Source organism: Ideonella sp. FW305-24 (assembly GCF_058788035.1).
On the sequence record NZ_JBYTAI010000002.1, the window covers coordinates 628,605 to 643,475 of the forward strand.

A 14,871-nucleotide genomic window follows, 5' to 3' on the forward strand; every position below is an offset into this window, starting at 1 on the left:
GCACACCGATGAATCCCATCACCGCCCTGATCGCCGACGACGAAGAAGCCCCGCGCGCGCAACTCAAAGCCGCGCTGCAGCAGGCCTGGCCGGAACTCGAACTGGTGGCCGAGGCCGTCAACGGCGTGGACGCCTGGGACGCCTTCCTCGAACACGAGCCGCAGCTGTGTTTCCTGGACATCCGCATGCCGGGCCTGAGCGGCATCGAGGTCGCGCAGCGCATCCAGGGCCGGGCCGAGGTGGTGTTCGTCACCGCCTATGGCGACCATGCGCTGCAGGCTTTCGAGGCTGGCGCGGTGGACTATGTGATGAAGCCGGTGGATCCTGCCCGGCTGGCGCAGACGGTGGCGCGGCTCAAGCAGCGCCTGCAGCCCGCGCAAGCCGCGCCCGCCACACCGGACATGACGGCACTGCTCGCGCAGCTCAGCCAGCAGTTGCTGCCGGCGCGCCGGCCGGCCCCGATGATCCAGGCCAGCATCGGCAAGGAGGTGCGGCTGATCCCGGTCGAGCAGGTGGTGTACTTCGAGTCGGACGCGCGCTACACGCGAGTCGTCTACCAGGACGAGGCCGGCCCGGGCGAGGCGCTGATCCGCACGCCGCTGAAGGAGCTGCTGGCGCAGCTGGACGAGCAGCAGTTCTGGCAGGTGCACCGCTCGGTGATCGTCAACCACCGGCACATTGCCAGCGCGCTGCGGGTGGACGAGGGCACGATGGTGCTCTCCTTGCGCGGCCGCAGCGAGAAGCTGCCGGTGTCGCGCCACTTCCAGGGCCTGTTCAAGGGGCAGTGAGCTTCAAACGCCGCGTCACCTCGGGTTAGTCCGGGCGGCCTTGTCACCGCTGGACACCCTCGCGACAGGCGATGGCGGCCCTGCTTCTGCCAAACTCGCGGCGCTCCCAGTTCCAGGAGCGCAGGAGACGCGCCCGTGCAGTTGACCGTCAACACCCAAGCCCATGCCCTCGACGACCAGCGCGTACCGCCGGACATGCCGCTGCTGTGGGTGCTGCGCGATGAACTCGGGCTGACCGGCACCAAGTACGGCTGCGGCGTCGCCGCCTGTGGCGCCTGCACGGTGCAGGTCGACGGGCAGGCGGTGCGCTCGTGCGTGACGCCGGTCGGTGCGGTGCAGGGCAAGGCGGTGAAAACCATCGAGGGCCTGGCGGGCGTGGGTTTGCACCCGCTGCAGCAGGCCTGGGTGACCCACCAGGTGCCGCAGTGCGGCTACTGCCAGAGCGGCATGCTGATGGCGGCCGAGGCGCTGCTGCGCCAGAAACCACAGCCGACCGACGCCGACATCGACGCGGCCATCACCAACCTGTGCCGCTGCGGCACCTACCCGCGGGTGCGCGCGGCCATCCATGCCGCGGCGGCGGCGCTGGCGCCGGCCGTCAAGCCCGGGGCCAAGGCGCTCGTCAAGACGGCCCTGGCGGACCAGGACCGGAGCGCCGCATGACGCTCAAGCGCCGCACGCTGCTGTGGTCCGGCCTGGCCGGCGCCGGGGCCTTGATCGTGGGCTGGAGCGGGCTGCCGCCACGCGGCCGGCTGGGCCGGGCCGACACCTTGCCGCCAGTGGCTGGCGAGGTCGGGCTGAACGGCTGGATCAAGGTGGCGCGCAATGGCGACGTGCTGCTGGCCATGCCCTACGCCGAGATGGGCCAGGGCGTGCACAGCACGCTGGCCTTGCTGGTGGCCGAGGAGCTGGACCTGGCGCCCACCCGCGTGCGACTGACCGCGCCAGCTGCGGGCGAGACGCTTTACGGCAACGTGGCCGTGCTGGCCGCCAGCCTGCCGGTGCATCCGCGCTCGCTGGAACCCGGCCATGAGACCACCGGCGCGCGGCTGGGGCAGTGGATGGTGCGCAAGGTGGCGCGCGAGCTGGGCATCGTGATCACCGGCGGCTCGTCCACCGTGGCGGACGCCTGGGAACCGCTGCGCCTGGCCGCGGCCACCGCGCGGGCCCAGCTGCTGGGCGCGGCCTCGCTGCGCTGGCGCCTGCCGGTGGACGAGTTCCAGGTGCAGGACGGTGTGGTGCAACACGCTGCCAGCGGCAACAGCGCCGGCTACGGCGAGCTGGCCGAGGCGGCGGCCACCGTGCCGGCCGGCGGCATCAAGCTGAAAGCCAGCAGCCAATGGCGGCTGCTGGGCAAGCCGCAACCGCGCAGCGACACGCTGGCCAAGAGCACCGGCGCGGCGCGCTACGGCATCGACACCCGGCGGCCAGACATGCTGTTCGCCGTGATGCGCCATGCGCCTGCGCTGGGCGGCGCCCCGGGTGCGGTGGACATGGACGCGCTGCTGCGCCGGCCCGGCGTGCAGCGCGTGGTGCGGCTGGGCCCGGTGGCCGGCAGCACCGCCGGCATCGCGGTGGTCGCACACAGCAGCTGGCATGCCAAGCAGGCGGCGCTGGCAATGGACGCGAGCTGGCAGGGCCGACCCGCCGGCGCGCTGGACTCGGCGGCGATTGCCGCCAGCCTGGCGCAGACGGCGCGCAGCGCTGCCGACGCCAGCCACGGTTTTGGCTTCTACAGCCTGGGGGACGCGGCGGCCAGCTGGCAGGCCGGCGAACAAGGCGGCGCCCGCCGGCTGGAAGCCGCGTACCAGGCACCGTACCTGGCCCACGCGACGATGGAGCCGATGAACTGCACCGTGCAGGTCACGGACCAGGGCGTTGAGATCTGGGCCCCGACACAGGTGCCTGAAATGGCCCGCCAGCTCGCGGCCCGCGTGGCCGGCGTGCCGCTGGAAAAGGTCACGCTGCACATGACGCTGATCGGCGGCGGCTTCGGCCGCCGGCTGGAGACCGACCACGTGGGCCAGGCAGTGCGCGTGGCCATGGAAACCGGCGGCCGGCCGGTGCAGCTGCTGTGGCCGCGCGAAGAGGACTTCACGCACGACTTCTACCGCCCGGCAGGGGCCGCGCTGCTGCGCGGCGTGCTCTCTGGCGACGGCAAGCTGCAGGCGCTCAGCATCCACAGCGCGGGTGACGCCATCACGCCGCGCTGGATGGCGCGCAACGCACCTCAGCTGGCCGGGCCGGTGGACATGCCGGACAAAACCACGGCCGAAGGCCTGTTCGACCTGCCGTATGCCGTGCCGAACCAGCGCATGGCGCATGTGGCCACGCAGCACGACGTGCCGATCGGCAACTGGCGCTCGGTCGGCCATTCGCACAACGCGTTTTTCAGCGAAGCTTTCATCGACGAGCTGGCGCATGCCGCCGGGGCCGACCCGCTGGCCTTTCGCTTGAGCCTGCTGGCCGACCAGCCGCGCCATGCCGCCGTGTTGCAGCGCGCCGCCGAGAAGGCCGGTTGGGGCCAGCCGCTGCCGGCCGGCATCGCCCGCGGGCTGGCGCTTCACGAGAGCTTCGGCACCGTGGTGGCCCAGGTGCTGGAGGTCACGCTGAGCGAGGGCAAGCCGCGCGTGCTGCGGGTGGTTTGCGCAGTGGACTGCGGCATGGTGCTGCAGCCGGACATCGTGGCCCAGCAGGTCGAAAGCAGCGTGGTCTTCGGGCTGACGGCCGCGCTCTACGGACGCATCGACATCTTGAACGGCGAAGTCCAGCAGAAGAACTTCCCGGACCAGCCATTGCTGAGCCTGCGCGAATGCCCGCTGATCGAGACCCACCTCATCACCAGCACCCGCACACCGACCGGCATTGGCGAGCCAGCGGTGCCACCGGTGGCGCCAGCGCTGGCGAATGCCTTGTTTGCGCTGACGGGGCAGCGGCTGCGCAGCTTGCCGCTGACGCTGGCCGCCTGAAAGGGCCGGGCGCAACCCGGCCCGGGGAGTGCCAATCCTCAGGTCTCGCCGTGCAGCGCGCGCAGCGCGCGCACCAGCGAAGCGCGCAGGCGCTGCGCGTCGATCGGCTTGGTCAGGAAGTCGTTCATGCCTTCGGCCAGCGCCTGGTTGCGCTCGGAGACCAGCGCCGCGGCGGTCAGCGCGATGATGGGCAGCTGCTCGCGCGAGTGGCGACGGCGCAGCACCTGGGTCGCCTCGTGGCCGCTGATGCCGGGCATCTGCACGTCCATCAGCACCACGTCGTAAGGCCGGCCCAGCGCAAAGGCCTGCTCCACCGCCTCGATGGCCTGCGCGCCGTCATGCGCCTGCGTGACCAGCGCGCCCCACTGCTCCAGCAGGGCCACCGAGATCATCATGTTGACCGGGTTGTCCTCGACCATCAGCACGCGTGCGCCGTTGACCGGGTCCATGCCGCCGCTGCCGGTGCTGGCCTCCAGGTCCTCGCTGCTGCCGCTGGGCAGCGGCAGCTCGGCCCAGAACACGCTGCCACGGCCCGGCTCGCTGAGCACCCCCACTTCGCCTTCCATCAGGTGCGCCAGTTGGCGGCAGATGGACAGGCCCAAGCCGGTGCCGCCAAAGCGCCGGTTGACCGAGTTGTCGACCTGGGTGAAGGGCGTGAACAGCCGGGCCTGCGCGTCTGGCGCGATGCCGCTGCCGGTGTCGCGCACCTCGAAGCGCAGCGCGTTACCGCCGATGCGCCGCACCGCCAGTTCGATCCGGCCGGCCTGGGTGAACTTCAGCGCGTTGGTCAGGTAGTTGCTGAGGATCTGGCGCAGCCGCACCGAGTCGCCGATGACGATGGCCGGCACGTCGGCATCGCAGGCCAGGCGCATCGTCAGGCCCTTGTTGTCGGCCAGTGCGCCATAGGCCTGGTAGAGGCTGTCGAGCAGCGCCTGCAGCGAAAACGGCAGGTGCTCCAGGTGCATCTTGCCGGCCTCGATCTTGGACAGGTCCAGGATGTCGGAAATGATGGCCGACAGGGTCTCGGCACTTTCGCTGATCTGCTCGATGTAGTCCTGCCGGCGGCGCTCGCCGACCTCGGGCTGGCGCGCCAGCCGGGCCAGCCCGAGCAGCGCATTGAGCGGCGTGCGGATCTCGTGGCTGAGGTTGGCCAGGAAGTCGCTCTTGGCCCGGTTGGCAGCCTGGGCCTCGTCACGGGCCTTGGCCAGCTGCTGCTCGACCTGGCGGCGCTCGGTCACGTCTTCGGCCAGCCAAAGGTTGCCACGCGGGCCGGGCTTGTGCGGGTTGATGGCCTTGGCCATCAGGCGGCAGAGGAAAACGCTGCCGTCGCGCCGCTTGAGCAGGTGCTCCAGCTCGATCGACTCACCGGCCGTCAGCCGCGGATCGAAACGCCGCTGGGCCTCCAGGTGCTCGGCTCGCGTGGGCCAGATCACCGCGGCATGCTGGCCCACCAGCGCGCCGGGCGGCCAGCTCAGCATGGCCTCGAAGCGGGGGTTGGCCATCACGAAATGCTCGTCACGCACGAACGCGATGCCGATCAGCGCGTTGTCCAGGATCGCCTGGTACTCCAGCCGGGTCTGCTCGGCCTGGGTCACGTCGCGCAGCGTGACCACCATGTAGTCGACCTGGTCCTCGTGGAAGCGTGCGGCCGACAGCAGCACGTCCAGCCGGCGACCGTTGCGCGCGGTGAGCGTGACCGGCATGTCCTGCACCGCGGCCCGCTGGCGCAGCACCTCCAGCAGCTCACCGCGCTGGGCCGGGTGGGTCCAGATGCCGACCTCCAGCGCGGTGCGGCCGATCACGTCGCTCGCGCGGTAGCCCATCAGGCGCTCGAAGCTGGCGTTGACCATCACATAGCGCGAGCTGCCAAGCTCGGTCAGCGAGATCGCATCGGGGCTGATGTCGACCAGGTGCGACATCAGGGCATCCGCGCGGCCGCTAGTGGCGGCAGGCGCCGGCGTGTGTTCGGGCAGCAGCAGCGACAGCGTGGCAGGTGCCTCGCCACCGCTGCCGCCGCCCAGCACCTGGCTGCGCACCTGGATCGGCTGGGCCGTGCCGAGCAGGAAGCTGCCGACCAGCGGCGAGGCGCCCGCCGGCTGGCGCCGCGCGGCCTCGAACTGGCGAGCGGCGCGGGCCCGGCTGTCGCCCGGCGCAAAGCTTTCGAGCAGGTCACGCGCCAGCAGGGCCTGGCGGTCGGCCGCGCCCAGCAGTTGCAGCGCAGCCAGGTTGGCGTCCAGCAGGCGCGGGCCGCGGTGCAGCAGCAGCGCTTGTGGCAGCTCGGCGAACAAGGCCTGGAAGCGCTGCTCGCCGCGCAGGTCGCGCAGCACCGCGCCAAAGCCCAGCAGGCGTCCGCCGGCACTGCGGCGCGGCAACCCACTGAGCGCGAAATGCCAGGCCTGGCCATCGGGCGACTGCCAGTGCCAGTCCAGGTCGCGCCAGGGCCGGCCTTCCTTGATGGCGCGCTGCAGCGCCGGCAGGTCAGGCGGCGGCAGCCGGGCACCGGGCAGCGCCCACAGCGGCTGGCCGCTCAAAGCGGCGAGTGCCGCCAGCCGCTGGCGGCCATCCTGTTCGACCAGGCCGAGCAAGCGGCCGTGCTCGTCCAGCGTCAGCACCGCGTCGGCGGTCATCGCCAGCAAGCCGGCAGCGAGTGCGTCGCGCGGCGGCGAGAGCGGCGCGGTTTCAGACGCAACAGCGGGCCGCTCTGCGGGCAAGGCGGCGGCTGCGCGGCTGCGATGCAGGCGCAGGCTGAGCCATACGCCGCCGGCCACGCCCAGCAGCGCACCCAGGCCCCAGCGCAGCGGCGCCGGCCATTCGCCAGGGTAGAGCTGCCACAACGACATGGCCGCCAGCGCCGCCAGCAGCCCTGTGCTGCCGGCACCAGCCAGCGCGCGCCAGCGCGGCAAGGCACGCAGGTGCGAGGCCGGCGGCGCCGGATGGGCGGGGCGCGCAGGGCGACCGGCAGGGCGGCGGGTCATTTCGACAACCTGCGCGGCGGGGGCCGGTCAGCGTGCCGCAGCGCCGGTCGGCTGGGCCGACCTGGCGGGGACTGCAGCCGGCAGGCACTTCACGACAACCGGGCCGGCAAGGCTTTTTGCGCGGCCTGCAGCTCCAGACGCGTGGCCTGGGCCACGGTGCGGGCCTGCTGGGCAAAGTCCTCGCCGCTGCCGGCGTACAGCACGGCGCGCGAGGAACTGACGATGATCGGTGCGTCAGGCCGCCAGCCGGCTTGCACCGTGGCCGCAGCATCGCCCCCCTGGGCGCCCACGCCGGGGATCAGCAGCGGCAAGGTGGGCGCCAGCTCGCGCACCCGGGCCAGCTCGGCCGGGAAGGTGGCACCAACGACCAGGCCCAGCCGGCCATCGCGATTCCACTTGCCGGCCGCCAGCCGGGCCACTTCCTCGAACAGGCGCTCGCCATTGGCCAGCGGCTGGAACTGCAGGTCGCTGCCGCCGGGGTTGGAGGTGCGGCAGAGCAGGATCAGGCCCTTGCCGTCGTATTTCAGGTAGGGCTCGATCGAGTCGAAACCCATGTAGGGCGACAGCGTCACCGCGTCGGCCTGGTAGCGCTCGAAGGCTTCGCGGGCGTACTGCTCGGCGGTGTTGCCGATGTCGCCGCGCTTGGCGTCCAGGATGACCGGCACCTCGGGCGCATTGCGCCGGAGGTAGGCCATCAGCTGCTCCAGCTGATCCTCGGCGCGATGGGCGGCGAAGTAGGCGATCTGCGGCTTGAAGGCGCAGACCAGGTCCTTGGTCGCGTCAACGATGCGGGCGCAGAAGTCGAAAATGCGGGACGGGTCGCCGCGCAGGCCGGCGGGGAACTTGGCCGGGTCCGGATCAAGACCGACGCATAGCAGGGATTCGTGGCGGGCGCAAGCGCGCGCCAACTGGGAAGCGAAATGCATGGGGCGATTCTAATGAGCGCCCCCTGCCCGCAGGGTGACCGAACAGGTGAATCCGCTGCCGGCCTGACGTGCTTTTTGCGGGACACGGGGCATGCACCCCGCCACCCTTGCATTTCGTTACCGTTCAGACCCGTTTTGCCAACGCTGCGGCGAGGCCGAGGTAGCTGCCCGGCGTCATCGCCAGCAGGCGGTCTTTTTCGCTCTGCGGCAACGCCAGGTTGGCAATGAAGCCCTGCATCATGTCGCGCGTCATCGGCTTGCCGCGGGTGAAGGCCTTGAGCTGCTCGTAGGGCTGCGGCAATGCATGGGCGCGCATCACCGTCTGGATGGCTTCGGCCAGCACCTCCCAGGCGCCGTCCAGGTCGGCGGCCAGCGCGTCGGTGTTGATCTCCAGCTTGCCCAGGCCGCGCGACAGCGATTCGTGCGCCAGCACCGCGTAGCCCAGCGCCACGCCCATGTTGCGCAGCACGGTGGAGTCGGTCAGGTCGCGCTGCCAGCGGCTGATCGGCAGCTTCTGGCTCAGGTGGGCCAGCAGCGCGTTGGCCAGGCCGAAGTTGCCCTCGGCGTTCTCGAAGTCGATCGGGTTGACCTTGTGCGGCATCGCCGAGGAGCCAACCTCGCCGTCCTTCAACTTCTGCTTGAAGTAGCCCAGCGAGATGTAGCCCCAGACGTCGCGCGCGAAGTCGATCAGGATGGTGTTGCAGCGCGTCACCGCATCGAACAGCTCGGCCATGTAGTCGTGCGGCTCGATCTGGATGGTGTACGGGTTGAAGGTCAACCCGAGGCCGCTTTCGACGACTTGGCGCGAGAAGGCTTCCCAGTCCTTGTCCGGGTAGGCGACCGAGTGGGCGTTGTAGTTGCCGACCGCGCCGTTCATCTTGGCCAGCAGCGGCACTTCGGCAATTCGCTCGCGGGCGCGCTGCAGGCGGGCCACGACGTTGGCGAACTCCTTGCCCACCGTTGTCGGGCTGGCCGTCTGGCCATGGGTGCGCGAGAGCATCGGCACATCGGCAAAGCCGTGCGCCATCTCGGTCAGCTGGGCGATGACGCGCTCCAGGCCCGGCAGCAGCACCTCGGCGCGCGCGGCCTTCAGCATCAGCGCATGGCTGGTGTTGTTGATGTCCTCGCTGGTGCAGGCGAAGTGCACGAACTCGGACGCCGCGGTCAGTTCGGCGTTCTGCTCGAAACGGGCCTTGAGCCAGTACTCGACCGCCTTCACGTCATGGTTGGTGGTCTTCTCGATGTCCTTGATGGCCTGCGCATCGGCTTCCGAGAAGCGGGTCACCAGCCCGCGCAGAAGGCCGCGCGAGGCTTCGGACAGCGGCGCAAAGCCGGTCAGGCCGGCGTCGGACAGCGCAATGAACCACTCGACCTCGACCTGCACCCTGCGGTGCATCAGTCCGTACTCCGACAGCAGCGGGCGCAGCGGGGCGACCTTGGCGGCATAGCGGCCATCCAGCGGGGACAGGGCCATCAGGGCCGAATGGGATGACAGCGAGGGGGAGTTCTGCATAGGAGCGGGGGCGCAAGCCAGGCAAGGCGCACACGCGGGGCGCATGTGCGGAGCGCCCCATTTTACGGGGGCAACCCGCGAGGCCCCTCGGCATGCCCATGGGCCGCTTCGATAGAATCGCGGCCAAGGGACAGCCCAAAGACGACAACAAGCATGAAACTGATCGGATCACTCACCAGCCCGTACGTTCGCAAGGTACGCATCGTGCTGGCCGAGAAAAAGCTGGATTGCCAGTTCGTGCTGGAGGACGTCTGGGGCAGCGACGGCATCCTGGCGGCCAATCCGCTGGGCAAGGTGCCCTGCCTGGTGATGGAAGGCGGCGAGGCGGTGTTCGACTCGCGCGTCATCGTGGAATACGTCGACACGCTGTCGCCGGTCGGCAAGCTGATTCCGGCCAACAGCCGTGAGCGCGTCGAAGTGCGCACCTGGGAAGCGCTGGCCGATGGCCTGCTGGACGCCAGCATCACCGCCAGGCTGGAAAAGCACTGGGCCGGCCGCACCGAAGAACAGCGCTCGCAGGCCTGGATCGACCGCTACATGGCGCGTGTGCAATCCGCGCTGGCGGCGATGAGCCTGGGCCTGGGCGACAAGCCCTTCTGCGTGGGCATCCACTTCACGCTGTCGGACGTCGCCGTCGGCGTCGCACTCGGCTACCTGGACTTCCGATATCCCGAGATCGACTGGCGCACGCCCTACCCGAATCTCCAGAAGCTGTACGACAAGCTCGCTGCCCGGCAAAGCTTCCTGGACACCATCCCCCAGGCCTAACTCACCGCTTCCAGCTCGGCCTCCGCAGCCTGGAAGCTGTTGGCGCGGGCCATGGGCCAGTACATCTCGAAGACCTTGTGCGGCCAGGGCTGCTGGCCAGCCGCGGCGGCCAGCAGTTCGCCCGGCTTGAGGAACTGCAGGTGGGTGGACAGCAGGCGGATCTGGTCGCCGGCGGTGCGGCGCACGATGTGGCGGGCCGAGATGGCGTTCGGGTGGTGCAGGCCGGCAGCCTGCACCAGTTCCTTCAGCGCGTGCAGCGTGTTCTGGTGGAAGCGGGTCACGCGCTCGATCTTGTCGGGCACGACCAGCGCGCGCTGGCGCACCGGGTCCTGCGTGGTCACGCCCGTCGGGCAGTTGCCGGTGTGACAGGTCTGGGCCTGAATGCAGCCCAGCGCGAACATGAAGCCGCGGCCGGAGTTGCACCAGTCGGCACCCAGCGCCATCGCACGGGCAATGTCGAAGGCGCTGACGATGCGGCCGGCCGCGCCAATCCGGATGCGCGAGCGCAGGCCCAGGCCGACCAGGCTGTTGTGCACCAGCAGCAGGCCTTCCTGCATCGGCGCGCCGACATGGTCGGTGAACTCCAGCGGCGCCGCACCGGTGCCGCCTTCGGCACCGTCCACCACGATGAAGTCGGGCAGCAGGTCGGTTTCCAGCATCGCCTTGCACAGCGCAAACCATTCCCACGGATGGCCGATGCAGAGCTTGAAGCCGGTCGGCTTGCCGCCTGAAAGCTCGCGCAGCTTTGCGATGAACTGCAGCATCTCGACCGGCGTTGAAAAGGCGCTGTGCGAGGACGGCGAGATGCAGGCCACGCCTTCCGGCACGCCACGCGCTGCGGCGATCTCGGCCGTGACCTTCGGGCCCGGCAGCACGCCGCCGTGGCCCGGCTTGGCGCCTTGCGAAAGCTTCAGCTCGATCAGCTTGACCTGCGGCTCGCGGGCGTTGGCAATGAAGCGCTCCTCGCTGAAGCGGCCGGCCTCGTCACGGCAGCCGAAGTAGCCCGAGCCGATCTCCCACACCAAGTCGCCACCATGCACCCGGTGGTGCACGCTGATCGAGCCTTCGCCGGTGTCGTGCATGAAGTTGCCGCGCCGCGCGCCGCCGTTCAGCGCCAGGATGGCGTTGGCGCTCAAGGCGCCAAAGCTCATCGCCGAGATGTTGAACACGCTGGCCTGGTAGGGCTGCGTGCAGCTGGCGCCGATGGTGATGCGGAAGTCGTGCGAATCGAGCACGGTGGGCAGCAGCGAATGGTTGATCCATTCGTAGCCTTCGCGCTGCACGTCCAGCTGGGTGCCGAACGGCCGGTTGTCAGGGTCGCCCTTGGCGCGCTGGTAGACCAGCGAGCGCTGCTGGCGCGAAAAAGGCGCGGCCTCGTTGTCGCTCTCGATGAAGTACTGGCGCATCTCCGGCCTGATGAACTCCAGCAGGAAACGCAGGTGGCCGATCACCGGGTAGTTGCGCAGGATCGCGTGGCGGGTCTGGCGCAGGTCGCGCAGGCCCAGCACCAGCCCGGCCAGGCCGACCAGCAGCGCCAGGGCCCAGGCGCCAAGGTGGCCGCCCAGGCCCAGCACCACGCAGCTGACCAGCGCCAGCAGCGCACAGGCCACCAGCGTGAGATAGCGCAAGGGAATCAGACGGTTCAGGGCATTCAACCAGGCAGGCATGCAACTCACTCCTCGCCCGGGCCGTGCTCGGGCTGGCGGCATGCTAGCGGGCTTGCGGCCCGCGCGTCAGGCCAAAGAGCGGACCATGCGCCCGCCACTTCGGGGCTTGACGGCGGGCGACCTGGCGGCATGCCGATAATCGGTCGGCCGTAAGTTCCAGGATCCGACCTGATGCGTGTCACTGCTCCCCGCCCCGCGCACCGCGATGTCCGCCGTGCCGTGCCGCCATCCCGCCAGCGCGGGCGGCTGCACTTCGACCCGGCCGCGTTGCGCCAGCAGGCCGCCGCACTGTGGCGCAAGCTGTGGACCCGCTGGCCGGCCAACTGGCCGCAAAGCCCCTGGGCCAAGCTGGGTTTGATGCTGGGCGCCGGCTTCAGCGCACTGCTGCTGGTGCTGGTGGTCTCGATTGCCGTGATCTACCCGCAGCTGCCGGCGCTGGACCGCGTGACCGACTACCAGCCGCGCCAGCCGCTGCAGGTCTTCACGCGCGACGGCGTGGAGATCGCCCAGTTCGGCTCGGAGCGCCGGCAGTACCTGCCGATTGCGCAGATTCCCAAGCAGATGCAGGACGCGCTGTTGGCGGTGGAAGACGCGCGTTTCCGCGAGCATGGCGGCATCGACCCGATCGGCGTGCTGCGCGCGCTGGTGGCCAGCGTAACGCCGGGCGGCATGCGCCAGGGCGCGTCCACCATCACGCAGCAGGTCGCGCGCAACTTCTTCCTGTCCTCGCGCCGCACGCTGGAACGCAAGCTGAAGGAAGCGCTGCTGGCGCTGAAGATCGAACACCAGCTCGACAAGGACCAGATCCTCGAGCTTTACATGAACCAGATCTACCTCGGCCACCGGGCCTACGGCTTCGGCGCGGCGGCGCAGGTCTATTTCGGCAAGCCCTTGTCGCAGCTGTCGACTGCCGAATGCGCGATGCTGGCCGGGCTGCCGCAGAACCCGGGCTATGCCAACCCGCTGAGCAATTTCGAGCGTGCCACCACGCGGCAGCATGTGGTGCTGGCGCGCATGCTGGCCACCGGCGTGATCGACCAGGCGCAGTACGAGCAGGCCAAGGCCGAGAAGCTGGTGATCCGCTCGCAGACGCAGGTCGACGTGCATGCCGAACACGTGGCCGAGATGGCACGCAAGGTGGTCTTCGAGCGCTACGGCGAGCAGGCCTACACCGAAGGCTTCAAGGTCTACACCTCGCTGATCGCGGCCGACCAGCAGGCCGCCTGGAGCGCGCTGCGCCGTGGCGTGCTGGACCACGAGCGCAAGCAGCCCTGGCGCGGCCCGGAGGACAACGAGGACCTGCCGGACAACACCGACGACGGTGAGGTCCAGGCCGCGCAAATCCTCAAGGACTACCGCGACGACGAGGACCTGCGCGTGGCGCTGGTGCTCAAGGCCAGCCCCAAGGAGGTCGTGGCCCAGTTGGCCACCGGCGAGAACATCCGCCTGACTGGCGACGGCCTGCGCCTGGGCCAGCCAGGCCTGAAGCCCAAGGCCAGCAAGGACCTGCTGCTGGACCGCGGCGCGGTGATCCGCGTGTCGCATGTGGATGCCAAGCCCGGCGCCAAGGGCGAGGACGCGCAAGGCAGCTGGACGCTGGCGCAGTGGCCCGAAGCGCAGGGCGCGTTCGTCTCGATGGACCCGCAGACCGGCCGCGTGCGCGCGCTGGTCGGCGGCTTCGACTTCACGCGCCAGCAGTTCAACCACGTCACGCAGGCCTGGCGCCAGCCCGGCTCCAGCTTCAAGCCTTTCCTGTACTCCTCGGCGCTGGAACACGGCGTGATGCCAGCCAGCGTGATCGACGACGAACCGCTGACGCTGGCCGACGGCAGCGCACCGGCCAACTGGAACCCGCAGAACTCCGACGGCCAGTTCGACGGCCCGATGAGCCTGCGCCGCGCGCTGGCCAAGTCCAAGAACCTGGTCAGCATCCGGCTGCTGCAGCACGTGGGGCTGGCCGATGCGCGCGAGTGGATCTCGCGCTTTGGCTTCGACGCCGACAAGCAGCCCGACAACCTGACCTTCGCGCTGGGCGCCGGCAGCGTCACGCCGCTGCAGATGGCCGGTGCCTACGCGGTGCTGGCCAACGGCGGCTACAAGGTCGACCCGCTGGTCATCGAGCGCATCACCAATGCGCAGGGCAAGACGCTGTACGAGGCGCCGACGCCGGCCGCGCTGGACGACAGCCGCCGCGTGGTGCCGGCGCGCAATGTCTTCCTCACCGACAGCCTGCTCAACGAAGTGACGCGCAGCGGCACCGCCGCCCGTGCCCAGGCCGCGCTGAAGCGGCCGGACATCTATGGCAAGACCGGCACCACCAACGACGCGGTGGACGCCTGGTTCGCCGGCTTCCAGCCCTCGGTGGTGGCGGTCGTGTGGATGGGCTACGACGACCCGCGCAGTCTCGGCAGCCGCGAGTCCGGCGGCGGGCTGTCGCTGCCGGTCTGGATCAGCTACATGGAGCGTGCGCTGAAGGGCGTGGCGGTGCAGACCTACCCCGCACCCGAAGGCGTGCAGGAAGCAGGCGGCGACTGGCTCTACAGCGAGTTTGCCGACGGCAGCTTCGTGGCCCACGTGGGCGCCGAGTCTTCGCCAGAGAACGCGGCTTCGGAAGCCGAGGCTGCCGGTGCACTGCTGCCGCTGCCGGCCAGCGCGCCGGCTTCGTCGCCCTGAGGCCGCCACCCCATTCCAACCGACAGGAGACAACCCGACATGGCCTTGTATGAAGTGGACGGCTTGCAGCCGGTGGTACCGGACTCGGCCTGGGTGGCCGACTCGGCCCAGGTGATCGGCCGGGTCGAACTGGGTGAAGACAGCAGCGTGTGGTTTGGCGTGGTGATCCGTGGCGACCAGCCCGAGCCGGTGCGCATCGGCGCGCGCACCAACATCCAGGAAGCCAGTGTTTTGCATTCGGACGCCGGCAAGCCGCTGACGATCGGCAACGACGTGACCATCGGCCACAAGGTCATGCTGCATGGCTGCACCGTCGGCGACGGCTCGCTGATCGGCATTGGCGCAGTGGTGCTGAACGGTGCGGTGATCGGTAAAAACTGCCTGGTCGGCGCGGGTGCGCTGGTCACCGAGGGCAAGACATTTCCGGATGGTTCGCTGATCGTCGGCAGCCCGGCGGTGGTCAAGCGCGCACTGTCGCCCGAGCAGATGGCCGGGCTGATGGGCAGCGCGGCGCACTACGTCGACAACGCCAGGCGCTTTCGGGACACGCTGCACAAGGTCGCTTGACTTGTCACGCCTGGAAACGTGATGG

Annotated in this window: 10 protein-coding genes; 6 read left to right on the forward strand and 4 right to left on the reverse strand. The window is 69.9% G+C overall.

Annotated elements, in window-relative coordinates; all coding sequences use genetic code 11:
• Positions 1 to 8: 8 nt before the first annotated feature.
• From AC3WR5_RS08465 to AC3WR5_RS08475, 3 genes are all read left to right on the forward strand, one after another.
• Complete coding sequence (locus AC3WR5_RS08465; RefSeq protein ID WP_141291914.1) at positions 9 to 788, forward strand: LytR/AlgR family response regulator transcription factor; 780 nt, start codon at positions 9 to 11, stop codon at positions 786 to 788.
• Positions 789 to 923: 135 nt separating this feature from the next.
• The gene (locus tag AC3WR5_RS08470) at positions 924 to 1,451 is read left to right on the forward strand and encodes a (2Fe-2S)-binding protein (protein WP_492483461.1); all 528 of its coding nucleotides are present in this window, start codon (positions 924 to 926) and stop codon (positions 1,449 to 1,451) included.
• Positions 1,448 to 3,757 (forward strand): xanthine dehydrogenase family protein molybdopterin-binding subunit, encoded by a 2,310-nt coding sequence (locus AC3WR5_RS08475; RefSeq protein ID WP_492483463.1) that lies wholly within the window; start codon positions 1,448 to 1,450, stop codon positions 3,755 to 3,757. The genes AC3WR5_RS08470 and AC3WR5_RS08475 overlap by 4 nt, the downstream gene beginning before the upstream one ends.
• Before the next feature lie 38 nt (positions 3,758 to 3,795).
• Here the strand turns inward: AC3WR5_RS08475 and AC3WR5_RS08480 are convergent, their stop codons facing one another.
• The 3 genes from AC3WR5_RS08480 to purB form a co-directional block, all read right to left on the reverse strand.
• Positions 3,796 to 6,732, reverse strand: coding sequence for an ATP-binding protein (locus AC3WR5_RS08480; RefSeq protein WP_492483465.1), 2,937 nt, complete (start codon positions 6,730 to 6,732; stop codon positions 3,796 to 3,798).
• Between the two features lie 89 nt (positions 6,733 to 6,821).
• Positions 6,822 to 7,658: an orotidine-5'-phosphate decarboxylase gene (gene pyrF, locus AC3WR5_RS08485; protein WP_231010406.1), complete on the reverse strand. Its 837-nt coding sequence runs from the start codon at positions 7,656 to 7,658 to the stop codon at positions 6,822 to 6,824.
• A gap of 124 nt (positions 7,659 to 7,782) precedes the next feature.
• Positions 7,783 to 9,171 (reverse strand): adenylosuccinate lyase, encoded by a 1,389-nt coding sequence (gene purB / locus AC3WR5_RS08490; RefSeq protein ID WP_141288143.1) that lies wholly within the window; start codon positions 9,169 to 9,171, stop codon positions 7,783 to 7,785.
• A 153-nt stretch (positions 9,172 to 9,324) separates the two neighbouring features.
• Between purB and AC3WR5_RS08495 the strand changes: the two genes are divergently transcribed.
• Positions 9,325 to 9,939 (forward strand): glutathione S-transferase family protein, encoded by a 615-nt coding sequence (locus AC3WR5_RS08495; protein WP_492483468.1) that lies wholly within the window; start codon positions 9,325 to 9,327, stop codon positions 9,937 to 9,939.
• On the opposite strand, the gene AC3WR5_RS08500 is transcribed toward AC3WR5_RS08495, so the two are convergent.
• On the reverse strand, positions 9,936 to 11,606 hold the full coding sequence (locus AC3WR5_RS08500; RefSeq protein ID WP_492483470.1) for an FMN-binding glutamate synthase family protein: 1,671 nt from the start codon (positions 11,604 to 11,606) through the stop codon (positions 9,936 to 9,938). The two genes, AC3WR5_RS08495 and AC3WR5_RS08500, sit on opposite strands and share 4 nt — an antisense overlap.
• A gap of 171 nt (positions 11,607 to 11,777) precedes the next feature.
• On the opposite strand from AC3WR5_RS08500, the gene AC3WR5_RS08505 reads away from it, so the two are divergent.
• Both AC3WR5_RS08505 and AC3WR5_RS08510 read left to right on the forward strand, forming a co-directional pair.
• Positions 11,778 to 14,279, forward strand: a complete 2,502-nt coding sequence (locus AC3WR5_RS08505) for a penicillin-binding protein 1A (RefSeq protein ID WP_492483472.1) — start codon at positions 11,778 to 11,780, stop codon at positions 14,277 to 14,279.
• Between the two features lie 39 nt (positions 14,280 to 14,318).
• Positions 14,319 to 14,846 (forward strand): gamma carbonic anhydrase family protein, encoded by a 528-nt coding sequence (locus AC3WR5_RS08510; protein WP_492483474.1) that lies wholly within the window; start codon positions 14,319 to 14,321, stop codon positions 14,844 to 14,846.
• Positions 14,847 to 14,871: the final 25 nt, after the last annotated feature.